This window comes from Streptomyces sp. NPDC059010 (genome assembly GCF_042740355.1).
In the GTDB taxonomy this organism is placed as follows: Bacteria; Actinomycetota; Actinomycetes; order Streptomycetales; family Streptomycetaceae; genus Streptomyces.
Genome location: NZ_JBHYJA010000015.1, coordinates 16,527 through 38,684, shown reverse-complemented (window position 1 = coordinate 38,684; position 22,158 = coordinate 16,527). Strand labels below are relative to the sequence as shown.

The window sequence follows — 22,158 nt, the reverse complement described above, 5'->3', positions numbered from 1 at the left end:
GCCCCCGCAGAGCGAGCGCCGCGGGGGCCGCCCTGATGCTCGGCGGCGCGACCGTCCTGCTCGGCGTGGCGGCCGCGCCCGCGCAGGCGGCCGAGGTGGCGTACGCGACCGAGTGCGTCCCGCCCGCGATCTCCGGGCTGCCGCCGGTCCAGGGCACCACGAAGGTGGAGATCACCGCGCCCGCGGAGGCGAAGGTCGGCGACGAGGTGGAGATCGTCTGGAAGTTCGTCCAGGCGGCGTCCAAGAACCCCAATATCCTCGACCTCGGGCAGGACACGGTCCAGCCGACGGGGACGCTGAAGGCGGCCGGTGCGCAGACGGCCGACATCGCCATGGAGGGGCCGCGGCGGAACCCGCCGATCCCCAAGAACAGCGATATGAAGCTGTCCGACATGAAGGGCAGGCTGAAGCTGACGGCACCGGGCGAGGTGTCCCTGACGCCCGGCGCGTACAACATCAACGTCAACAAGCCGATCTCCACGGACACCAAGTGCACGCCGAAGGAGAGCGTGCAGAAGGCGGCCACGATCAAGGTGACGGACGGAGGCGGTGGCCCGGGCGGGACGACGGGAGGGCTGCCGACTGTGGTCCCGACGCTGCCGACGAGTGTGCCGACCGGTCTGCCCACGGGACTGCCCACGGGGACGTCGAGCCCCTCCAGCCCGGCACCGAGTGGGAGCGGGACGGGCGGCGGGGACACCGGCGGCACGAGTACCGGCGGCGGGGACGGCGGCCAGACCGACTTCACGGGCAAGGAGGTCCAGGTCCCGTACAAGTGCAAGACGCCCATCGGCGACAAGGAGGCGACCTCGCCGGTCCAGATCAACGCCAAGAAGGACGGCGGGAGCTTCGACCTGACGGTTCAGTTCAAGAAGTCGGTGATGGACAGCCCCGCCGACATCCCCAAGGACTCGGTCAAGCCGTCGATGGAGGTCGCCCTCGGCGGCGCCGACAAGGGCACGGTCCATGTCGAGGGCCCGACCAACTCCGAGGCCATCAAGGCGGGCGACCCGATCGAGATCCCCGACCTCACGGGCACCTACAAGCCGGGCGCGAGCGGCGAGTCGACCCTCTCCCCGGGCGTCCTGACGATCGAGGCGCTGGGGACGACGACGACCTGCACACCGGCGAAGACGGAGGTCTCGTTGACGCTGGACACGTCCGAGCAGGCGAGCGGGGCGTCCGGCGGCGGATCGACGGGTGGCTCGGCGGGCGGTTCGGCGGGTGGTTCCGCCACGGACGGCGGCCTGGCGGCGACGGGCACGGAGGACCGCGGGGCGCTGAAGGCGCTGGGCCTGGTGGCGGGGACGGCATTGCTGCTGGGCGGCGCGGTGTTCACGTTCATGCCAGGACGTAGGACGCGCTGACCGACTAGTTCTTCAGGGGCGCGGGGAACCGCGCACGGTAGGTAAACCAACGGGGCCGTCACACTCACGTAAGTGCAACGGCCCCGTCGGCTCAAGCCAGCGCAGCGCCTAGCGCACGTCGCCCATGAGCGCCTTGACCTTCTTGCGGTACATCCACACCGCGAATCCGGCGACGACGGCCAGGACGGCCTCGACGGCGACGAAGTTCTTCTGGTCCAGGTTGACGCCGCCGACGGCCGGGTTGGACAGCAGCGCCGTGACGGAGTCGCCCGCGGTGACCGCGAGGAACCAGACACCCATCATCTGGGAGGCGTACTTCGCCGGTGCCATCTTCGACGTGACCGACAGACCCACCGGAGACAGCGTCAGCTCACCCAGCGTCTGGACGAAGTAGATCGCCACGATCCACATCGCCGCGGCCTTCTCGCCGCCCTCGGCGATCGACAGCGGGATGAGGAACACGAAGAAGGACGCACCGATCAGGAGGAGACCGGACGCGAACTTCACGACCGTGCTCGGCTCCTTGCCCCGCCGGTTCAGCCACACCCACAGCCAGGCGAACACCGGCGCGATGGCCATGATCAGGACCGGGTTGACCGACTGGTACCAGGAGACCGGGAACTCCCAGCCGAGGACGCTGTTGTCGCCCTTGGACTCGGCGAAGATCGACAGGGTCGTGGCGTTCTGGTCGTAGATCATCCAGAACACGGCCGCCGCGACGAAGAAGTAGACGTACGCCGACACCCTCGACTGCTCGGTGGAGCTCAGCTCCTTGTCCCGCTTTATGCGCGCGATCACCCAGATCGGCACGATCAGGCCGATGACCGTGAGCGGGATCATCGCCCAGTTCTGCGTGAAGTGGCCGGAGAGGCCGACGACGGAGTAGAAGACCACGGGGACGGCCAGCCACAGCAGGCCCTTGCGCAGGGTGCTGCGCTTCTCGTCGGCGTCCATCGGGGTCGGGACGATGTCGCTGCGCTCGCTCAGGTGACGGGTGCCGAGCAGGAACTGGACCAGACCCAGCGCCATGCCGAGCGCGGCCAGCGCGAAGCCCAGGTGCCAGTTGACCCTCTCGCCGACGGTGCCGATGATCAGCGGCGCGGCGAAGGCACCGGTGTTGATGCCGATGTAGAAGACGGTGAAGGCACCGTCGCGGCGCGCGTCGTTCGGGCCGTCGTAGAGGTGGCCGACCATCGTGGAGATGTTGGCCTTCAGCAGACCCGAGCCGATCGCGACGAGGGCGAGGCCCACGTAGAAGACGCCGGCCGACGGCAGTGCCAGGGTCAGATGGCCGAGCATGATGACCAGGCCGGCCACGGCCACGGTCTTGCGGGGGCCGAGGAAGCGGTCCGCGACCCAGCCGCCGGGCAGGGCCAGCAGGTAGACGAGCGACACATATACCGAGGCGACGGTGATCGCGGTCGGACCGCTGAGGTTCAGGCCGTTGTCGGCCACCAGGTACAGCGGGAGCAGTGCCTTCATGCCGTAGTAGGAGAACCTCTCCCACATCTCGGTCATGAAGAGAGTGGCCAGTCCGCGGGGGTGGCCGAAGAAGGTCTTCTCGGAGCCGGGGGTGCCCGGGCGGGCCGAGTCCTTCGTCAGGCTGGACGCCATGGTCGATCCTTGTTGGTCGGGACGCGTCTGCGTGAGCGGTGACGCGCCCGGTGGGGGGCTGGCCGGCACCGGCGGGACCCGCCGTACGGCGGTCACCGGGATCCATGCCCCCGTCCTTGAGGGCCCGGCCAGGTCATTCCAGGCACAAAAGAGACCTTCAGCGTCAAATGCTGCCGAAGGTCCCGCAGTGCTACAGGCGTAGATTCACCATACGTCAGGAAAGGGCCGGATATGGAAGGTCTTGAGAGAGAGATCACAGGTGTCCAGGGAACTGTGAGCGACCTTTCCAAGGTCCTTTCCAGGATCGCACCTTTTACGCATAGGTCTGCACCATGCCATCGAAAGTAAGGCGCGGGTCGGCGGCGAGTAAGAATCAAGGAGCCCGATCACACTCCAGCTCTTGTCATGGGCGGACTACCATCACCTCATGACCCGTGTACTGCTCGCCGAGGACGACGCGTCCATTTCGGAGCCGCTGGCCCGCGCATTGCGCCGGGAAGGGTACGAGGTCGAGGTGCGGGAGGACGGACCCACCGCACTCGACGCTGGATTGCAGGGCGGGATCGACCTGGTCGTGCTGGACCTCGGTCTCCCCGGCATGGATGGCCTGGAGGTGGCCCGCCGACTGCGTGCCGACGGCCACACCGTGCCGGTCCTCATCCTGACCGCGCGCGCCGACGAGGTGGACACCGTCGTCGGCCTGGACGCGGGCGCGGACGACTACGTCACCAAGCCGTTCCGGCTCGCCGAACTGCTCGCCCGGGTGCGGGCCCTGCTCCGGCGCGGCGCGGCGGAGCCGCAGCAGCCGCCGGCCACGCACGGGGTGCGGATCGACGTCGAGTCGCACCGGGCGTGGATGGGGGACGAGGAACTCCAGCTCACCGCCAAGGAGTTCGACCTGCTGCGGGTACTGGTGCGGGATGCCGGGCGGGTGGTCACCCGGGATCAGCTGATGCGCGAGGTCTGGGACACGACGTGGTGGTCGTCCACCAAGACGCTCGACATGCATATCTCCTGGCTGCGGAAAAAGCTGGGCGATGACGCGGCGAATCCCCGGTACATCGCCACGGTGCGCGGTGTGGGTTTCCGGTTCGAGAAGAGTTGAGGCGCCCCTTCCGGGCGTTGTACCGCTGGTTGTTGTGAAGTTATCGCCCGAAGGATCGCCCTGTGCGTCGCCGCCTCATCCAGTCGACCCTCGCTGTCGTGCTCGTCGTGATCGCCGTGTTCGGTGTGTCGCTCGTCATCGTCGAGACACGGACGATCACCAACACCGCGCAGGAGCGGGTGGACACCGAGGCGGTCCGGCTGGTCAGCATCGTGGACAGCCGGCTGCTCGGGGAAGAGACCGTGGACGCGTCCGTGCTGCGGGACCAGATCCAGGGGGATCGGTACGCCGAGATCCGGATCCCGGGCAAGTCGGTGATCGAGGTCGGCACCAAGCCGACCGGTGAGGTCATCAGCGCCCGTGAGACGGGCGAGGAGGGCGAGACGGTCACCGTGCAGGAGCCGCGGTCGTCGGTGACGCGGGAGGTCGGCCGTACGTTGCTGATCATCGGGGCGGTGGCGCTGCTCGCGGTGATCGCGGCGGTCCTGCTGGCGGTCCGCCAGGCGAACCGGCTGGCCTCGCCGCTGACCGACCTCGCGGAGACGGCGGAACGACTCGGCTCGGGCGACCCGCGCCCCCGGCACAAGCGGTACGGCGTCCCGGAGCTGGACCGGGTGGCGGACGTACTGGACTCCTCGGCCGAGCGCATCGGCCGCATGCTGACGGCGGAACGCCGCCTCGCCGCGGACGCCTCGCACCAGCTGCGCACCCCCCTCACGGCGCTCTCGATGCGCCTGGAGGAGATCACCCTCACCGACGATCCCGACACGGTGAAGGAGGAGGCGACGATCGCCCTGACGCAGGTGGAGCGCCTGACGGACGTGGTGGAACGCCTGCTGACCAACTCCCGCGACCCCCGTAACGGCTCCGCCGTCACCTTCGACCTCGACGAGGTCATCCAGCAGCAGCTGGCGGAGTGGCGCCCGGCGTACCGCAGCTCGGGCAGGGCGATCGTCAGCTCGGGCAAGCGGCACTTGCAGGCGGTGGGGACGCCGGGCGCGGTGGCCCAGGTGCTGGCGGCCCTGATCGAGAACTCCCTCATGCACGGCGGCGGCACCGTGGCGCTGCGTACTCGCGTCACCGGCAACCAGGCGGTCATCGAGGTCACCGACGAGGGGCCCGGCATCCCGGCCGACCTGGGCGCCCGCATCTTCGAGCGCGCCATCAGCGGCCGCAACTCCACGGGCATCGGCCTCGCGGTGGCCAGGGACCTGGCCGAGGCCGACGGCGGCCGCCTGGAAATGCTCCAGACGAACCCCCCGGTCATCGCCCTGTTCCTGTCCCGCACACACCCGGCGAAGAAGCCGGCGGAGGATTCGGGGCCGACGGTCCGGTAGGGGACGGTCGGGTACGGGACGGTCAGGCAGGGGACGGCGAAACAAGGCCCTTCAAAGGCCCCGCGTCAGCCCACCCGCTGGCGAACCCGCGGCTTGGCAGGCGCGGTCTCCCGCACATCCAGGAACGATTCCGCACCGCCCGTGACACCGGCCACCGCCGGCTCCTCGGAAGGCAGCGCCCGGAACACCCAGGTCCGGTACGACCAGAACCGGAACAGCGTCGCGACCCCGATCCCGAGGAACTTGAAGACGTTGCTCTGGAGTGGGCTGTCCCACCCGAAGCCGTACGTCGCCGCGTACAGCACGCCGTTCTCGATCACCAGGCCGACCACGCTGAACAGCAGGAACAGGCCCAGTTCCTTCGTACGACGGCTCTTGTCACGATCGCGGTACGTGAAGTAGCGGTACCCGATGTAGTTGGTCAGGGTCGCGACCGCCGTCGCGATCACGCTCGACCGCACCACCTGGAGGTCGGTCACATGCCGTACCAGGTTGAACACGAGGAAGTTGACCAGAACCCCGGCCCCGCCCACAGCCCCGAACTTGGCGACCTCCCGCATGAGCCGGTCGAGTCGCTGTCGAACAGCACTGCGAGCTGCCGGAGGCGCCGAATGAAGCCCCGAGGAACCACGTCCCATGGTCGTGAAGGCTCCTGTCGGTCGATGTGTCGGTCGATGTGTCGTTCTGTTTCGTCAACCCAGCCATGCTAACCACCCCCCTCGGCGATTGCCTGTGCGCGAGCTCATAGGTCGGGGAAGAGACAAGGAAAAGTCCGGTAAGAGGGTCGCGTCGGCCCGGCCGATACCCTAGGGGCGTGACGTTCCCGGTAGTCGGCATGGTCGGCGGGGGCCAGCTCGCGCGTATGACACACGAGTCAGGCATCCCGCTGGGCATCAGGTTCAAGCTCCTCAGTGACACCCCTCAGGATTCCGCGGCGCAGGTCGTCAGCGATGTCGTCATCGGCGACTATCGCGACCTCGACACGCTGCGCGACTTCGCGAGGGGCTGCGATGTGATCACCTTCGATCACGAACATGTACCCACAGAGCACCTCAGGGCCCTGGAGGCGGACGGCATCCCCGTGCGCCCTGGCCCGGACGCGCTGGTGCACGCCCAGGACAAGGGCGTGATGCGCGCGAAGCTCGACGCGATCGGCGTGCCATGTCCACGGCACCGCATCGTGACCGACCCGAAGGACGTGGTCGCCTTCGCGGAGGAGGGGGACGGCTTCCCGGTCGTCCTCAAGACGGTCCGCGGCGGTTACGACGGCAAGGGCGTCTGGGTCGTGGACTCCGTGGAGGAGGCCGCCGACCCCTTCCGCGCCGGCGTCCCGGTCCTCGCCGAGGAGAAGGTCGACTACGTACGGGAACTCGCGGCGAACGTCGTCCGCTCCCCGCACGGCCAGGCCGTGGCGTACCCGGTGGTGGAGTCGCAGCAGGTCAACGGCGTCTGCGACACGGTCATCGCGCCCGCCCCCGACCTGGACGGGACCCTCGCCCTCAAGGCCGAGGAGATGGCCCTGACCATCGCCAAGGAACTCGGCGTCGTGGGCCACCTCGCCGTCGAGCTGTTCGAGACGCGCGACGGCCGCATCCTCGTCAACGAGCTCGCGATGCGCCCCCACAACTCGGGCCACTGGACCCAGGACGGTGCCATCACCTCGCAGTTCGCCAACCACGTCCGGGCCGTCCTCGACCTCCCGCTCGGCGACCCGCGCCCGCGCGCCAGGTGGACGGTCATGGTCAACGTCCTCGGCGGCGACTACCCGGACATGTACTCCGCGTATCTGCACTGCATGGCCCGCGACCCCCAGCTCAAGATCCACATGTACGGCAAGGACGTGAAGCCCGGCCGCAAGGTCGGTCACGTCAACACCTACGGCGACGACCTGGACGACGTGCTGGAGCGCGCCCGTCACGCAGCCGGCTACCTGAAGGGCACGATCACCGAATGAGCAGCGCTGTCGGCCCCGTCGTGGGCATCGTGATGGGTTCGGACTCCGACTGGCCCGTCATGGAGGCCGCCGCCCAGGCCCTCGACGAGTTCGAGATCGACTACGAGGTCGACGTCGTCTCCGCGCACCGGATGCCCCGCGAGATGGTCACCTACGGCGAGCAGGCGGCCGAGCGCGGGCTGAAGGTGATCATCGCGGGAGCCGGCGGCGCCGCCCACCTCCCCGGCATGCTCGCCTCGGTCACGCCCCTCCCGGTCATCGGCGTCCCCGTGCCGCTGAAGTACCTCGACGGCATGGACTCCCTGCTGTCGATCGTGCAGATGCCGGCCGGCGTCCCGGTCGCCACCGTCTCGGTCGCCGGTGCCCGTAACGCGGGTCTGCTCGCGGCCCGCATCCTGGCCACCCAGGACGACGAGCTCCTCGGCCGGATGCGCGAGTTCCAGCAGGAGCTGAACGACCAGGCCACCGAGAAGGGCAAGCGACTGCGCGCCAAGGTCGAGGGCGCGGGCGGCTTCGGCTTCGGCACGGGGAAGTGACGGCGATGACCTCCGCCGCGTTGGAGGCGGCCCGGGAACTCCTGCGCGAGTTCCCCGTCGTCGACGGCCACAACGACCTCCCCTGGGCGCTGCGCGAACAGGTCCGCTACGACCTCGACGCCCGCGACATCGCCGGCGACCAGGGCGCCCATCTGCACACCGACATCCCCCGCCTGCGCGCGGGCGGTGTCGGCGCGCAGTTCTGGTCGGTGTACGTCCGCTCGGACTACGCGGGCGACAAGGCGGTCAGCGCCACCCTGGAACAGATCGACTGCGTACGGCAGTTGCTGGCGCGGTATCCGGGCGACCTGCGCCCGGCGCTGACGGCGGCGGACATGGAGGCGGCCCGCGCGGAGGGCCGTATCGCCTCCCTGATGGGGGCCGAGGGCGGCCACTCGATCGCCGACTCCCTCGCCACGCTGCGCGCGCTGTACGCGCTCGGCGTCCGCTACATGACGCTCACGCACAACGACAACATCGCGTGGGCGGACTCGGCGACGGACGAGCCCGGCGTGGGCGGCCTGTCGGCCTTCGGCCGTGAGGTCGTGCGGGAGATGAACCGCGAGGGCATGCTGGTCGACCTCTCGCACGTGGCGCCGTCGACGATGCGCGACGCGCTCGACACCTCCGCCGCGCCGGTGATCTTCTCCCACTCCTCCTCCCGTGCGGTCTGCGACCACCCGCGCAACATCCCGGACGACATCCTGGAACGCCTTCCCGGCAACGGCGGCATCGCGATGGTGACCTTCGTGCCGAAGTTCGTCCTCCAGGCGGCGGTCGACTGGACGGTCGCGGCCGACGACAACATGCGCGCCCACGGCTTCCACCACCTCGACACCACCGCCGAGGCGATGAAGGTGCACCGCGCCTTCGAGGAGACCAACCCGCGCCCGATCGCCACGGTCTCCACGGTCGCCGACCACCTGGACCACATGCGCGAGGTCGTCGGCGTCGACCACCTCGGCATCGGCGGCGACTACGACGGCACCGCCTTCACCCCCGACGGCCTGGGCGACGTCTCCGGCTACCCCAACCTCATCGCCGAACTCCTGGACCGCGGCTGGTCCAAGCCCGACCTGGCCAAGCTGACCTGGCAGAACGCGGTACGGGTACTCGGCGCGGCAGAGGACGTCGCCCGCGACCTGCAGGCGACGCGGGGCCCGTCCAACGCGACCATCGAGGCGCTGGACGGCTGACGCGTCAGCAGGCGCACAGGCAGAACGGGTGTCCTGCCGGGTCCGCGTACACCCTGAAGGCGCGCGAACGGTCCTCGGTGTCCAGGGGCTTCGCGCCCAGGGCCAGGACGGCTTCCTCGGCCGCGTCCAGGTCCGCCACGGTCAGGTCCAGGTGGAACTGCTGTGACTGATCGGGCGCGGGCCACCGAGGCGGTACGAATCCGGGGGCGGCCTGGAATGCCAGTGCCGTCCCGCCGGGCGCCTTCAGGTCCACCCAGTCCCCGTCGCCCTCCACGCTGCCGCCGAGCACGCGTGCGTAGAAGTCGGCGAGGGCGCGGGGGTCGGGACAGTCCAGGACGACGACGCCCAGTTCAGCAATGGCCATGACTTCCTCCTCGAAGTCTTGGTTACCCATGGAATGAGTCAACAGGTAACTCTGTTACCTCATGCTCCGGCATTGGGGGTAACGTCGCAAGGGGATTTCGGGAAGCGAGAGATAGCGTGCAGTCATGAGTGAGAGATCACCCGCGCCCGGGGGCCTGGAGCTGCTCCAGTCCCTGGTCAACACGCTGGACATCGAGTCGGGCGCCGACTCGCTGGACACGGCGGAGGGCCGGGCGCGCTTCGGGCTGGCCGAGGAGGACCTGCCGCGGGCGCGGGAACTGCGGGAGTCCCTGCGGGTGGCCCTGCTCGCCCACGCCGGGCATCCGCCGCACCGCGCGGTGACGCCGCTGGGGGAGCTGCTGACGGCGGGCCCGCTGGTGGTCGCGGTCGACGCCGCCGACGGTTCGGCGACCCTGGCCCCGGCCGCCCGCACCCCGGCAGGGGAGGGCCCGCTGCTCTCCCGGGTGGCGGAGGCCGTCGCCCTCGCCCTCGTCGAGGGCACCTGGCACCGGCTCAAGGCCTGCGAGGCGGCCGACTGCCACTGGGCGTACTACGACCGAAGCCCGGCGGGACGCGGTCGCTGGTGCTCGATGCAGGTGTGCGGGGCGCGGGCGAAGATGCGCCGCTACCGAGCGAAGTGAGCCACGGCGAAGCCGGTCAGGGCGAGGTGAGCGTGGCCGGGCAGGGCGAAGTGAGCCATTCCGAAAGGTTGTTGAAGATTCATTCGGCGTGTTGCGGCGGTGTGCGGCAGAATGCGAAGGACGCCGTTTCGGCCGACTGAGCCTCGGCCGAAACGGCGTCGCCCGTCTCTCAGGCCGTCGGCCGCCCCATCGCCCGATAGCTCCACCCGGCCTTGCGCCACACCTCCGGGTCGAGGGCGTTGCGCCCGTCCAGGATCACCCGGGCCGCCGTGACCTCGCCGAGCGCCGCCGCGTCCAGCTCGCGGAACTCCCGCCACTCGGTCAGATGCAGTACGACGTCGGCGCCCCGCACCGCGTCCAGCGCGCTGTCGGCGTAGCCGAGGGTCGGGAACAGTCGGCGGGCGTTGTCCATGCCCTTGGGGTCGTACACCGTGACCTGGCCGCCCTGGAGATGGATCTGCCCGGCGACGTTCAGCGCGGGCGAGTCCCGTACGTCGTCCGAGTCGGGCTTGAAGGTGGCGCCGAGCACCGCGACCCGCTTGCCCAGGAAGGGCCCGCCGCCCAGCGCCTGCCGGGCGAGCTCCACCATCTGGCCGCGCTGGCGCATGTTGATCGAGTCGATCTCGCGCAGGAAGGTCAGCGCCTGGTCGGCGCCCAGCTCACCGGCGCGGGCCATGAAGGCGCGGATGTCCTTGGGCAGGCAGCCGCCGCCGAAGCCGATGCCGGCCCGCAGGAACTTCCTGCCGATCCGGTCGTCGTGCCCGATGGCCTCCGCGAGCTTGGCGACATCGCCGCCGGCGGCCTCGCAGACCTCGGCCATCGCGTTGATGAAGGAGATCTTGGTGGCCAGGAAGGAGTTCGCGGAGGTCTTCACCAACTCGGCGGTGGGGAAGTCGGTGACGACGAAGGGGGAGCCGTCGGCGATCGGCGTCGCGTACACCTCGCGCAGCAGCTTCTCGGCCCGCTCGCTGCCCACGCCGACCACGATCCGGTCCGGGTGCAGCGTGTCGTCCACGGCGAAGCCCTCGCGCAGGAACTCCGGGTTCCAGGCCAGCTCGGCGCCCTCGCCGGCCGGCGCGTGCTCGACGAGGTAGGCGGCGAGGCGGTCGGCCGAGCCGACGGGGACCGTGGACTTGCCGACGACGAGGGCGGCTTCCGTCAGATGCGGGGCCAGCGAGGCGAAGGCGGCGTCGACGTACGACATGTCGCAGGCGTACTCGCCGTGCCGCTGCGGGGTGTTCACGCAGACGAAGTGCACATCGCCGAACTCTCCGACCTCGGCGTAGTCGGTGGTGAACCGGAGCCGCCCGCTGGACCCCTCGATCCCCGCCACATGCTTGCGGAGCAGATCCTCCAGCCCCGGCTCGTACATGGGGACCTCGCCCCGCCGCAGCATCTCGATCTTCTCTTCGACCACATCGAGCCCCAGCACCTCGAACCCGAGCTCGGCCATGGCCGCGGCGTGTGTGGCGCCGAGATAGCCGGTGCCGATCACGGTGATCTTGAGGGCCATGGATACTCCAAAAGCGGGACGGTGGCATGCGGGCCTGAGCATAGTCGGAGGGTCTGACGGGCAACTTCCCCGCTGTCGCCAAGCTCACGTATCACTCCCGTGGGCCGACCCCTAAAATTTGAGTTACTTAACGGTAATTAGCGCCAGCATCACCTTTGCTATCAGCGTCCTTGGAGCGTGAGAGACCTTGGCCGGATCGGCTGACTTCGACCTGTACCGCCCGTCCGAGGAGCACGACATGCTCCGTGACGTCATCCGCTCCCTGGCCGAGGCGAAGATCGCGCCGCACGCCGCCGCGGTGGACGAGGAAGCCCGTTTCCCGCAGGAGGCGCTGGAAGCGCTGGTCGCCAACGACCTGCACGCCGTGCACGTACCGGAGTCGTACGGCGGCGCGGGCGCGGACGCGCTGGCCACGGTGATCGTGATCGAGGAGGTCGCGCGGGTCTGCGCGTCGTCCTCCCTGATCCCCGCGGTGAACAAGCTGGGCTCGCTGCCGGTGATCCTCTCCGGCTCCGAGGACCTGAAGAAGAAGTACATGACCCCGCTCGCCCAGGGCGACGGCATGTTCTCGTACTGCCTCTCCGAGCCCGACGCCGGCTCCGACGCGGCCGGCATGAAGACGAAGGCGGTCCGCGACGGCGACCACTACGTCCTCAACGGCGTGAAGCGCTGGATCACCAACGCCGGCGTCTCCGAGTACTACACGGTGATGGCGGTCACCGACCCCTCCAAGCGCTCGAAGGGCATCTCGGCCTTCGTCGTCGAGAAGTCGGACGAGGGCGTCTCCTTCGGCGCCCCCGAGAAGAAGCTCGGCATCAAGGGCTCGCCGACCCGCGAGGTCTACCTGGACAACGTCCGCATCCCGGCCGACCGCATGATCGGCGAGGAGGGCACCGGCTTCGCGACGGCGATGAAGACGCTGGACCACACCCGCATCACCATCGCCGCGCAGGCGCTGGGCATCGCGCAGGGCGCCCTCGACTACGCCAAGGGCTATGTCCAGGAGCGCAAGCAGTTCGGCAAGCCGATCGCCGACTTCCAGGGCATCCAGTTCATGCTCGCCGACATGGCCATGAAGATCTCGGCCGCCCGCGCCCTGACCTACCAGGCCGCCGCCGCCTCCGAGCGCGGCGACGCCGACCTCACCTACCTGGGCGCCGCCGCCAAGTGCTTCGCCTCGGACGTGGCGATGGAGGCCACCACCGACGCGGTCCAGCTGCTCGGCGGTTACGGCTACACCCGCGACTACCCGGTCGAGCGCATGATGCGCGACGCCAAGATCACGCAGATCTACGAGGGCACCAACCAGGTCCAGCGGATCGTGATGGCGCGGAACCTGCCGTAGGGCGGAACCTGCCGTAGGACGGGGCCTTCCGTAAGGGCGACACGGACAGAGCGGCCCCCGGCGTCATGCCGGGGGCCGTTGTCATGTGCCGTGTGCCGTGTGCCGTGGGTCAGTCCTCGTACCCCTCGGCCGCCCGCTTCTCCCGCAGTTCCTTGATGGCGCGTCGCCGGGCCAGCCGGTGGGTCCGGCGGATCTGGGCCTCCTGGTTGCGCCGCTTGTCCCGCTCGGTCTCCGGCAGCACCTGCGGCACCCGGCGCGGCTTGCCGTCCGCGTCCACCGCCGCGAACACCAGGTACGCCGAGCCGACCTGGGTCGCCGGTGCCGACTCGTTCCAGCGCTCGGCCAGGACGCGTACGCCGACCTCCATCGAGGTCCGGCCGGTCCAGTTGACCTGGGCCTTCACATGGACGAGGTCGCCGACGCGGACCGGCTCCAGGAAGACCATCTCGTCCATGGACGCGGTGACGGCGGGGCCACCGCTGTGCCGGCCGGCCACCGCGCCCGCGGCATCGTCGACGAGTTTCATGATCACGCCGCCGTGCACCGTCCCCAGCAGGTTGGTGTCGTTGTGGGTCATGATGTGGCTGAGGGTGGTGCGGGACGCGGACGTCGGCTTGCCCGGGATCTCCGGAGTGCCTGATTCCGCTGCGGTGACCTGGTCTGTCATGGCGTCCACCTTATGCCGACCCGACATTCGCGGACTTTGTGTTGGCTTCGCAACAGCCGTGCCTCTATTTTCCACTGAACCTTGTAAGACACCTGGGCGTGCCCTGCACACTGGGGCGCATGAATGACTGGCCCCAGGCATGGTCCGACGACAACCGCGGCAGCCGTTACGGACGCGGCAGCGCGAGCGCACAGCCCGAAGGCGCCCGCGTGATGCGCCAGGTCCGCCGTGGTCCGGCGGCACCGCCCGGCCAGGGCTACGGCGGGGTGCCGCCGCAGCCGTCGTATGTGAACGGCCAGGGCCACGGCGGCTACGACGACGACGCCTACGACGACGGCTACAACACCGGCCAGGTCTACGGCGGCGGCTCGGGCGGCTCCGGCGGCCGGGGGATGCGTGAGCCACGGCCCGCGCCGAACTGGCGTCGCCGGATAAAGGTGACCTCGATCACGCTGGTGACGCTGCTGCTCGTGACGAGCGTCGCCACCTACTTCTGGGCCGACTCCAAGCTCAACCGCGACGTCGACCTGTCCAAGGTCATCGAGCGGCCTGAGGCGGGCGAGGGCACCAACTACCTGATCGTCGGCTCCGACAGCCGCGAGGGCATGACGGCCGAGCAGAAGAAGCAGCTGCACACCGGGTCCGCCGAGGGCAAGCGCACGGACTCGATGATGATCCTGCACGTCGGCAGCAACGGCGACACGCTGATCTCCCTGCCCCGCGACTCGAACGTCACGATCCCGTCGTTCAAGGGCTCGGACTCCGGGAAGTTCTACGAGGGCACCGGCCGGCAGGTGAAGCTGAACGCGGCCTACGCGGAGGACGGTCCCGAACTGCTGGTCCGCACCGTCGAGGCCAACACCGATCTGCACATCGACCACTACGTCGAGATCGGCTTCGCCGGCTTCGCGAACATCGTGGACGCGGTCGGCGGTGTCGAGATCGACATCCCGAAGGACATCAAGGACTCCAAGTCCGGCGCCGACTTCAAGAAGGGCAAGCAGACCCTGAACGGCGAGGAGTCGCTCGCCTTCGTCCGCACCCGGTACGCGCTGGCCCGCTCCGACCTGGACCGTACGGCGAACCAGCAGAAGTTCCTCGCCGCCCTGGCCAACCAGGTGGCGACGCCGAGCACGATCCTGAACCCCTTCAAGCTGTACCCGACGATGGGCGCGGGCCTCGACTCCCTCACCGTTGACAAGGACATGAGCCTGTGGGACCTGGCGTCCATGTTCTGGGCGATGAAGGGCGTCAACGGCGGCGACGGCAAGTCCATGAACATGCCGATCTCGGGCAACTCCCCCAACGGCAACCTCCAGTGGGACCGCGCGAAGGTGAAGCAGCTGGTGGAGCAGCTGAAGAACGACGAGACCGTGACCGTCTCCAGCGACTGAGCGGCGCGCATCGCGCGAACGTCGAGGGCACCCCGAACGCATGGGGTGCCCTCGCGCGTTGTCGGACGGCTGAACCGTCACATGATGGCGCCCGCCATCGAGCGACAGCTCTCGGCGCAGCGACGACACGCCTCCGCGCAGCGCATCATCTGCGGATCGTCCGGCATGGACATACACGCCTCGGCGCACATCTCACAGGCCTTGGCGCACATCGCGCACATCTCGGCCGACATGGGCGAGCGGCGCATCATCATGTCCGCGCACATACGGGTGGTCTCGGCGCAGTCCATGAGCGCCCGCATGATCTGCATCTGCGGCTGACCGCCCATCTGCATGCAGGAGCTCATCGTCTCCTCGCAGACCACATGGCAGGACATGCACGCGTCGACGCAGGCCTGCATCTCCTTGCTCATCGCGGGCATGGTTCCGGGCTGGGTCATGGCTCCTCCTGGGGGTACGGGAGCCCGGGGCGGGCCCCGTGTGCTTCCGTTCCTACGCCTGCGGGGCGCGGGGCGCCATCGGGCGGACGGGAACAATCCGCATCGAATGCCGCAGGGGGACCCGGTCCCGCATCCTCGGCCGTGGGTGACTGCCGTGGGTGAGGACACAGGCCCATTGGAGTTACGGGCTTCCCGCGCGGGCGCGAGGAGCCCGGGCCCTGTCTAGGAGCACCCCGCCTCGTCGCCGCGCACCACATAGGACTCCCCCTGCGTGGGGTCCGCCGACCTGACCTTCCGCACCTGCCGGAAGTCCTCCCCGACGATCACCTTCAGCGTCGGCCCCAGCCCCTTCACCGGGCGCAGCACGCTCCCCGGCAAGGCGGCTGCCAGGGACTTCGCCGAGCGGTCCCAGCGGGGGTCGTGGGCGACGACCGTGCGGGGTTCGGTGCGGTCGGCCGCCGGGAGCGGGCGACCGGTGGTGCGGAAGCCGGTGGCCGCCAGGGCCTCGTCGACGCGCTTGGCGAGGCCCTCCGTCTTGGTGCCGTTCTCCACCTGGACGTGGATCTCCTGCGGGGCGACCTCCACCCGGACCACCTTGTTGCGCGTCCGGTGCGGGGCCAGCGGCTGGTCCTCGCGCAGGGCGCTGAAGAGGCGGTCGGCCTTCTCGGTGTCCCACTTCACCGTGGAACCGATGCCCTTCACGGCGTATGCCATCTGCCGGATGGGCACCGTCGTGAACTCCGAGGACGACGGTGAGAAGTTGCGCATCGCCCGGCCGAGGTCCAGCAGCTCGCCCGTCCCGAAGCCCTTGTCGGCCCGTACCGAGCCCAGCACCGCGCGTGTCACGTCCCGGAAGCGCATCGGGTTCAGCAGGATCCCGGACGACGTGGCCCGCTCGATCAGCGCCGCCATGAAACGCTGCTGGCGCTGCATCCGGCCCAGGTCGGAGCCGCTGTCGATATGCCGGGCGCGCACGAACTGCAGCGCCTCGCCGCCCATCAGCCGGTGGGTGCCGGCCGGCAGGTCGAGTCCGGTGTACGAGTCCTTCAATGGCCCGGCGGTGCAGATCTGCACGCCGCCGACCACGTCCACCGTCTTCATGAAGCTGGTGAAGTCGACCTCCAGATAGTGGTCGATCTTCACATGGGTCATGTGCTCGACGGTGCGCACGGTGAGGTTCGGGCCGCCCTCCGCGTACGCCGCGTTGATCTTGATGGGGTGCGCCTCGCGTCCCTCACCGGCCGGCACCTCGGCGTACGAGTCGCGCGGCAGGCTCACCACACTCGCCCGCTCCCGGTCCTCCGAGATGTGCACGATCATGATCGTGTCGGTGCAGTGGCACGGGGCCCCGCCCAGCCGGTACCTGCGCCGGGCCTCGTCGCTGATGCGGTCGCGGCCGTCCGTGCCGACGAGCAGGACGTTCATCCCGGTCCCCGCCTGCGGCCGGTTCTTCATGTCCTTGAACGGGTCGACGCGTGCGATCTTCGCGTCCAGGCTGGTGACCACCGCATGCCCGATCCCAGCGGACGCGAGAACCACGACGGACAGCGTGGTCACCGCCCGCATGGCCCACCGCGGCCGTTTCCGCCGTACCGGCGCGACCGGCCGCGCCCCGCGGCGGGACGGCCGCGCGCGGCGCTGCGCGGGGGACGGGGACTGCCTGGGCGGCGTGGGCATGGGGAGATACCTCCGCGGGAGCTTGCCTTGCCCTGGGGGCCGTACGTGGGTCCGTGAGCACCGTAGGGCCATACGATCTCCTGCCCGGTGCAGCGGCCCCGGCGGCGCGCAAAGGTGTCCCCCGTTCGCGGTAACGTGAGCCCCCTATGAACGCCAATCCCGACGTGCAGCTCCCCGCCGTGTCCGTCATCATGCCCGTCCTCGACGAGGAGCGGCATCTGCGCGGCGCCGTCCAAGCGATCCTCGCGCAGGAGTACGCCGGCGAGATGGAGGTCGTGATCGCCCTCGGTCCTTCCACGGACCGCACGGACGAGATCGCCGCCGAGCTCGTCCGGGACGACTCCCGTGTGCACACCGTCCCGAACCCGACCGGCCGCACCCCCGCCGCCCTCAACGCCGCGATCAAGGCCTCCCGCCACCCGATCGTCGTCCGCGTCGACGGGCACGGCATCCTCTCCCCGAACTACATCGCCACCGCCGTACGGCTCCTGGAGGAGACCGGCGCGCAGAACGTCGGCGGCATCATGCACGCCGAGGGCGAGAACGACTGGGAGCACGCCGTCGCCGCCGCGATGACCTCGAAGATCGGGGTCGGCAACGCCGCCTTCCACACCGGGGGCGAGGCACAGCCGGCCGAGACCGTCTACCTCGGTGTCTTCCGGCGCGAGGCGCTGGAGCAACAGGGCGGCTACAACGAGGAGTTCATCCGCGCCCAGGACTGGGAGCTCAACTTCCGGATCCGGGAGGCGGGCGGGCTGATCTGGTTCTCGCCGGAGCTGAAGGTGTCGTACCGCCCGAGGCCGTCGGTGAAGGCCCTCGCCAAGCAGTACAAGGACTACGGCCGCTGGCGCCATGTCGTCGCCCGCTACCACTCCGGCTCCATCAACCTGCGCTACCTCGCCCCGCCGACGGCGGTGTGCGCGATCGCGGCGGGCCTGGTGCTGGGCGCCCTGGTCACCCCGTGGGCCCTGGTGGTCCCCGGCGGCTACCTCGCGGCGATCGTCGCCGGGTCCGTCCCCGCGGGCAAGGGGCTGCCGCTGAAGGCCCGGCTGCAGATTCCCGTCGCCCTCGCCACCATGCACATGTCGTGGGGCTACGGCTTTCTGACCAGCCCGCGCGCGCTGGCGAAGAAGGTCATCGCGTCCCGGCGCCCGGCGGTACTCAGCACCAGCTGAGCACGCCGGGCTCCGGCCCGCCGCTACGACCAGGTGAAGTCCGGGTCCACCTTCATGCACGCCTTGGTGTCGGAGGCGTTCAGCGCCTCCGCCGTGTCCGGCGTCTTGTCGTCCTGCTTCGGGGCCTTGTACGCCGTCCCCTCCCGCCAGTCCGCGCCGATGACGAGGGTGACGCCGGAGACGTCCGTGGACTTCTTCACGGCACTGGCCGGGATACCGAGTGCCTTGGCGACCCGCTGGGCGTCGCCCTCCAGGTCGGCGCTCGGGTAGCGGACGAGCGTCTTCTCCGCGACCGGCGTGGCCGACCCGTCGGCCACGGCCTGGGTGAAGCCCTTGGAGACGAGCAGCCCGGAGACGGTCGTCGCACGGCCGGAGACCGGGGCGAGGCTGTCGGTGCGGGTGCCGTTCTGCACCTGGACGGCGATCTCGCCGTCCGCCGCGGCCGGGTCGGTGGAAGGCTTCTCCTCGGTGGCCTTCTTCTTGTCCTTGCCGTCGAGCGCGATGTCGTCACGCACCAGCCGGAACAGCTGCGTCGCGTCCTCGGTGGGCACCACCCGGCCGGTCTGGATCGTGTCGTACGTGTTCGGCATCGTCGTCATGGTGATGCGCGAGGTCGGCACCTTCTTGAGCTCGCCCGCCAGGTCGTACAGCTTGGCCACGGTGCCCAGGCCCGGGTCCACGGTGAGCGCCTTGGTGGCCGCCTCGGCGAGGGCGCGCAGCTTGCCCGGGTTGCTGAGCTTCGCGTTCTTGCGCAGCTCGCGGACCATCGAGTTCATGTACATGTGCTGCGCCTTGGCGCGGGCCAGGTCGCTGCCGTCCTCGAAGCCGTAGCGGGTGCGCAGCCACTGCAGGGCCTGCTCGCCCTTGACGTACGTCGTGCCCTTCTCCAGCTTCAGCCCGGAGCCGTGGCCCCGGCTGTCCTTGGAGTGGATGTTGGCGTTGACACAGACCGGGACGCCGCCGATCGCGTCCGCCATCGACACCACGCCCGAGAAGTCGATCATCATGAAGTGGTCGATGTGGATGTCGGTGAGCTTCTCCCACGTCGCCACCGTGCACCCCGGTCCGCCGCGGCCGAGTGTCTGGTTCGTCATCTCGCGCGTGGCGGCCTTGTACACGTCCCCGCTGTCCGGATCCGTGCATGTGGGGATGTCGACCAGCGTGTCGCGGGGCATGCTGACGACCGACATGTTGGTGCGGTCGGCGGAGATGTGCAGCAGCATCTGGACATCGGCGAGCGGGGTGCCGCCGAACGTCTCCTTGGCGCCGCCGAGTTTCTGGTTCTCCTTGCTGTCGCGCGCGTCCGAGCCGATCAGCAGGATGTTCAGCGGCGTCTGACCGGCCGCGTTCGCCTCGGTCTCGGCGGCGCGGTCCTTGGCGTCGCCGATGTTGAGGTCGTCCTTCTTCAGATTGCCGTTGAGGTGCTGGTAGTAGAGATATCCGGCACCCGCGGTGCCCAGTATCACCACCGCCAGAACCGTCGCCGACCAGCGCAGCACACGCCGTCTGCGGCGCCTGCTGTCGGTTCCCCGGCCGCCTCTGCGTCCCCCGCCGCTGTGCCGGCCGGCCTGGTCGGCCGGCGTGTCCTGGTCGGCCTGCGGGGTGAGCGACATGGTGTCGTCCACCGCGGGGGCCTCCCCTCGCACACTGCTCTGCGCCAACTCTCTGCCCTTCCCCACCCTTGACCGCCACGGTTCGGCTCCGCGCCGGACCTCCCTGTCCGGTGCGGGCGAACCATGACAGGCCACCCTGTCCGACACCGGTTCGCAACCTTTCAGACCACTGTGGATCCGAACCGGGTTGGCCACGTGTCGGCAAAATCCACGCCAGGTAAGGCAGCGTGGTGTGTTCGGCCAACGCCGACTGACACAACCGTGTCGTGTGTCAGACCAACGAGTGCCCGGCACAGTTGCGTTCCCGCCGGAGATTCCTGCCGGCTTCACAACCGAAACGGGCCCGTCCCAGCCCAATTCGGCGGGGGAACGGGCCCGTTGGGCCACTACCGGAGTTCCGTCACTTCGCGCACTCGACCTTGTCGGCCGTGGACTTCTCCACGTCGGGCGCCTTCGTCGGAGCCGTGAGGGACACGCCCGCGCCCTTGAAGTCCTTGCCCAGTGTCAGGGTCATCGTGGGCAGGCCCTGGGAGTTGGTCACGCTCTTGCCGGGCTTCAGAGCGGATCCGGAGAGCCCCATGATCGCGGCGAGCCGGCGGGCCTGGTCCGCCTGGTCCGGCGCGTACTCCAGGGTCGTCTTCGCCAGCGTCGCCGGGGCGTTGCCCGCGTTCTCCGACTTGGTGACGTTCTCCTGGGTCTGCAGCCAGGAGAGGGTCTCCTGCGCACTGCCCGCGGGGGCACCGCCGTTGAAGACCTGCACCCGCACCTCGGAGGCGTCCGCCTTGGTGCCCTTGAGCCGGGCGGCCACGGCGGCGGCTTCCTTCTTCTTCTGCTGCTTGACCGCGGTGAACGACACGTCGTTCTGGATCGCCTGGAAGACCTGCGGAGCCGTGGTCGGGTTCACCACGACCGTCGCCCTGACCTTCTCCGCCGGGTTGTCGATCACCGGAACCGTCGTGAAGGTCAGGTTCTTGGTGTTGAGCTTGCCCAGCTCCAGACCCAGGTCCCTCAGTTTGTCGATGCTGTCCAGCTGGGAGTCGACGGTCAGCGCCTTGGTGCCCGCCTCGGCCAGCTTGATCATCTTGGTCGGGCTGGTGAGCGTGTCGTTCGACTTCAGCTTGCGCATCAGCGCGCTCAGGAACTGCTGCTGCAAGGTGATCCGGCTCAGGTCGCCGCCGGTGCCGACGGCATGCCGGGTACGGACGAAGGCCAGCGCCTGCTCGCCCTCGATGACATGCGCGCCCTTGGGGAGGTCGAGCTTGGAGTCGGGGTCCTTGATGTCCTTGCCCAGACAGACCTCGACGCCGCCCACCGCCGTCGTCAGCGTCTTCACCGCGTTGAAGTCGGCCACCATGAAGTTGTCCGGCTTGATCCCGGTCAGCTCCGTGACCGTACGAGCGGTGCAGCTGGGGGTACGGCCCTCCTGGCCGAGGCTCGTGTTGAAGCGGACGTCGGTCTCGCCGGAGATGACCTTCTGGGAGCCGTCCTCCTGCGTCGTCGGGCAGTCCGGGATGTCGACGATCAGGTCACGGGGGATGCTCAGCGCGGTCGCGTTCGAGCGGTCCTTGGAGACGTGCAGCAGGATCGTGGTGTCGGCGTGTCCGGCGCTGCCGGTGTCGCCGTAGCTGCCGTTGCCCGCGCCGGTGCGCTTGTCCGTGCCGATCAGCAGGATGTTGATGGCCTTGTCCTTGCTGAAGCCACCGGTGCTCGCTCCGTCGTCGGAGACGGACTGGATGTTGTCGTTGAGGTGCTCGATATAGAGATAAGCGCCGGTCGCGCCCGCCACCAGCACGAACGCCATGATGCCGCCGGTCCAGAGCACGGCCTTCTTCGCCTTGCTCTTCTTCTTCACCGGCCGGCGACCGCGCCGCCCCGCCTGCGTCTCCTCGGGCACACCCCGGCGCCTGCGCTGCGGCGGGACCTCACGACCCGGTGCCGGGCGCGCCTCGCGCTCGGGTGCCGCGGACCGGTTGCGGACCGTGCCGCCCGAGCCGCCCGCGCCGGCCACACCGGCCGCGCCCTGGGCGGGTGAACCGGCGGCGCGTGAGGCGGCGCCGGCCCGGGTAGCGGATCTGCGGGGTCCGGGGACCGATGACTGCGGAGCGGAAGGAGTCAGTCGCAGTTCGTATTCACCGGTGTTCGGATTGAGTACCCACTGGTCTGCGGGGTCGATGTCTTCCGCCCGCCCACGGCCTTGCGCGTCCACGGTTGTCTGAATCCT

Annotated in this window: 19 protein-coding genes; 10 read left to right on the top strand and 9 right to left on the bottom strand. The window is 69.5% G+C overall.

Going from position 1 to position 22,158, the window contains the following annotated elements; genetic code table 11:
• Positions 1 to 35 precede the first annotated feature (35 nt).
• On the top strand, positions 36 to 1,367 hold the full coding sequence (locus tag ACFWYS_RS17910; RefSeq protein ID WP_384769646.1) for a hypothetical protein: 1,332 nt from the start codon (positions 36 to 38) through the stop codon (positions 1,365 to 1,367).
• Between the two features lie 108 nt (positions 1,368 to 1,475).
• Here ACFWYS_RS17910 and ACFWYS_RS17905 read toward each other — a convergent pair whose 3' ends face one another.
• Positions 1,476 to 2,981, bottom strand: a complete 1,506-nt coding sequence (locus ACFWYS_RS17905) for a peptide MFS transporter (protein WP_384769220.1) — start codon at positions 2,979 to 2,981, stop codon at positions 1,476 to 1,478.
• A gap of 427 nt (positions 2,982 to 3,408) precedes the next feature.
• Here ACFWYS_RS17905 and ACFWYS_RS17900 point away from each other — a divergent pair, with 427 nt between their 5' ends.
• Both ACFWYS_RS17900 and ACFWYS_RS17895 read left to right on the top strand, forming a co-directional pair.
• A complete protein-coding gene (locus tag ACFWYS_RS17900; protein ID WP_272114946.1) occupies positions 3,409 to 4,086 on the top strand; it encodes a response regulator transcription factor in 678 nt (225 codons plus the stop codon).
• 62 nt (positions 4,087 to 4,148) lie between these two features.
• Positions 4,149 to 5,423 carry an ATP-binding protein gene (locus ACFWYS_RS17895; protein WP_384769217.1) on the top strand — a complete coding sequence of 425 codons (1,275 nt, stop codon included), beginning with the start codon at positions 4,149 to 4,151 and terminating at the stop codon, positions 5,421 to 5,423.
• 65 nt (positions 5,424 to 5,488) lie between these two features.
• On the opposite strand, the gene ACFWYS_RS17890 is transcribed toward ACFWYS_RS17895, so the two are convergent.
• Positions 5,489 to 6,061: a GtrA family protein gene (locus tag ACFWYS_RS17890; RefSeq protein ID WP_384769214.1), complete on the bottom strand. Its 573-nt coding sequence runs from the start codon at positions 6,059 to 6,061 to the stop codon at positions 5,489 to 5,491.
• A 176-nt stretch (positions 6,062 to 6,237) separates the two neighbouring features.
• Between ACFWYS_RS17890 and ACFWYS_RS17885 the strand changes: the two genes are divergently transcribed.
• The 3 genes from ACFWYS_RS17885 to ACFWYS_RS17875 are packed head-to-tail and all read left to right on the top strand — an operon-like array spanning position 6,238 to position 9,109.
• Positions 6,238 to 7,377 (top strand): 5-(carboxyamino)imidazole ribonucleotide synthase, encoded by a 1,140-nt coding sequence (locus ACFWYS_RS17885; RefSeq protein WP_384769211.1) that lies wholly within the window; start codon positions 6,238 to 6,240, stop codon positions 7,375 to 7,377.
• The gene (gene purE, locus ACFWYS_RS17880) at positions 7,374 to 7,913 is read left to right on the top strand and encodes a 5-(carboxyamino)imidazole ribonucleotide mutase (RefSeq protein ID WP_384769208.1); all 540 of its coding nucleotides are present in this window, start codon (positions 7,374 to 7,376) and stop codon (positions 7,911 to 7,913) included. The genes ACFWYS_RS17885 and purE overlap by 4 nt, the downstream gene beginning before the upstream one ends.
• Before the next feature lie 5 nt (positions 7,914 to 7,918).
• On the top strand, positions 7,919 to 9,109 hold the full coding sequence (locus tag ACFWYS_RS17875; protein ID WP_384769205.1) for a dipeptidase: 1,191 nt from the start codon (positions 7,919 to 7,921) through the stop codon (positions 9,107 to 9,109).
• Positions 9,110 to 9,113: 4 nt separating this feature from the next.
• On the opposite strand, the gene ACFWYS_RS17870 is transcribed toward ACFWYS_RS17875, so the two are convergent.
• Positions 9,114 to 9,473: a VOC family protein gene (locus tag ACFWYS_RS17870; RefSeq protein ID WP_384769202.1), complete on the bottom strand. Its 360-nt coding sequence runs from the start codon at positions 9,471 to 9,473 to the stop codon at positions 9,114 to 9,116.
• Between the two features lie 124 nt (positions 9,474 to 9,597).
• Here ACFWYS_RS17870 and ACFWYS_RS17865 point away from each other — a divergent pair, with 124 nt between their 5' ends.
• Positions 9,598 to 10,113, top strand: a complete 516-nt coding sequence (locus tag ACFWYS_RS17865) for a CGNR zinc finger domain-containing protein (RefSeq protein ID WP_384769199.1) — start codon at positions 9,598 to 9,600, stop codon at positions 10,111 to 10,113.
• Between the two features lie 169 nt (positions 10,114 to 10,282).
• Here ACFWYS_RS17865 and ACFWYS_RS17860 read toward each other — a convergent pair whose 3' ends face one another.
• Positions 10,283 to 11,626 (bottom strand): UDP-glucose dehydrogenase family protein, encoded by a 1,344-nt coding sequence (locus ACFWYS_RS17860; protein WP_384769197.1) that lies wholly within the window; start codon positions 11,624 to 11,626, stop codon positions 10,283 to 10,285.
• Positions 11,627 to 11,813: 187 nt separating this feature from the next.
• Between ACFWYS_RS17860 and ACFWYS_RS17855 the strand changes: the two genes are divergently transcribed.
• The gene (locus tag ACFWYS_RS17855) at positions 11,814 to 12,971 is read left to right on the top strand and encodes an acyl-CoA dehydrogenase family protein (protein ID WP_384769194.1); all 1,158 of its coding nucleotides are present in this window, start codon (positions 11,814 to 11,816) and stop codon (positions 12,969 to 12,971) included.
• A 109-nt stretch (positions 12,972 to 13,080) separates the two neighbouring features.
• Here ACFWYS_RS17855 and ACFWYS_RS17850 read toward each other — a convergent pair whose 3' ends face one another.
• Entirely contained in the window at positions 13,081 to 13,638 is a 558-nt protein-coding gene (locus tag ACFWYS_RS17850; RefSeq protein WP_384769191.1) for an acyl-CoA thioesterase, read from the bottom strand.
• Positions 13,639 to 13,757: 119 nt separating this feature from the next.
• Between ACFWYS_RS17850 and ACFWYS_RS17845 the strand changes: the two genes are divergently transcribed.
• Positions 13,758 to 15,032 carry an LCP family protein gene (locus ACFWYS_RS17845; protein ID WP_384769188.1) on the top strand — a complete coding sequence of 425 codons (1,275 nt, stop codon included), beginning with the start codon at positions 13,758 to 13,760 and terminating at the stop codon, positions 15,030 to 15,032.
• 77 nt (positions 15,033 to 15,109) lie between these two features.
• Here the strand turns inward: ACFWYS_RS17845 and ACFWYS_RS17840 are convergent, their stop codons facing one another.
• A complete protein-coding gene (locus tag ACFWYS_RS17840; protein ID WP_272114960.1) occupies positions 15,110 to 15,472 on the bottom strand; it encodes a four-helix bundle copper-binding protein in 363 nt (120 codons plus the stop codon).
• A 222-nt stretch (positions 15,473 to 15,694) separates the two neighbouring features.
• Positions 15,695 to 17,149 carry an LCP family protein gene (locus ACFWYS_RS17835; protein ID WP_384769184.1) on the bottom strand — a complete coding sequence of 485 codons (1,455 nt, stop codon included), beginning with the start codon at positions 17,147 to 17,149 and terminating at the stop codon, positions 15,695 to 15,697.
• 146 nt (positions 17,150 to 17,295) lie between these two features.
• Between ACFWYS_RS17835 and ACFWYS_RS17830 the strand changes: the two genes are divergently transcribed.
• Positions 17,296 to 18,324, top strand: coding sequence for a glycosyltransferase family 2 protein (locus tag ACFWYS_RS17830; RefSeq protein ID WP_384769181.1), 1,029 nt, complete (start codon positions 17,296 to 17,298; stop codon positions 18,322 to 18,324).
• A gap of 23 nt (positions 18,325 to 18,347) precedes the next feature.
• On the opposite strand, the gene ACFWYS_RS17825 is transcribed toward ACFWYS_RS17830, so the two are convergent.
• Together ACFWYS_RS17825 and ACFWYS_RS17820 are read right to left on the bottom strand one after the other, a co-directional pair.
• The gene (locus ACFWYS_RS17825; RefSeq protein WP_384769644.1) at positions 18,348 to 19,937 is read right to left on the bottom strand and encodes an LCP family protein; all 1,590 of its coding nucleotides are present in this window, start codon (positions 19,935 to 19,937) and stop codon (positions 18,348 to 18,350) included.
• Positions 19,938 to 20,337: 400 nt separating this feature from the next.
• Positions 20,338 to 22,143, bottom strand: coding sequence for an LCP family protein (locus ACFWYS_RS17820; RefSeq protein WP_384769178.1), 1,806 nt, complete (start codon positions 22,141 to 22,143; stop codon positions 20,338 to 20,340).
• Between the last annotated feature and the right edge of the window lie 15 nt (positions 22,144 to 22,158).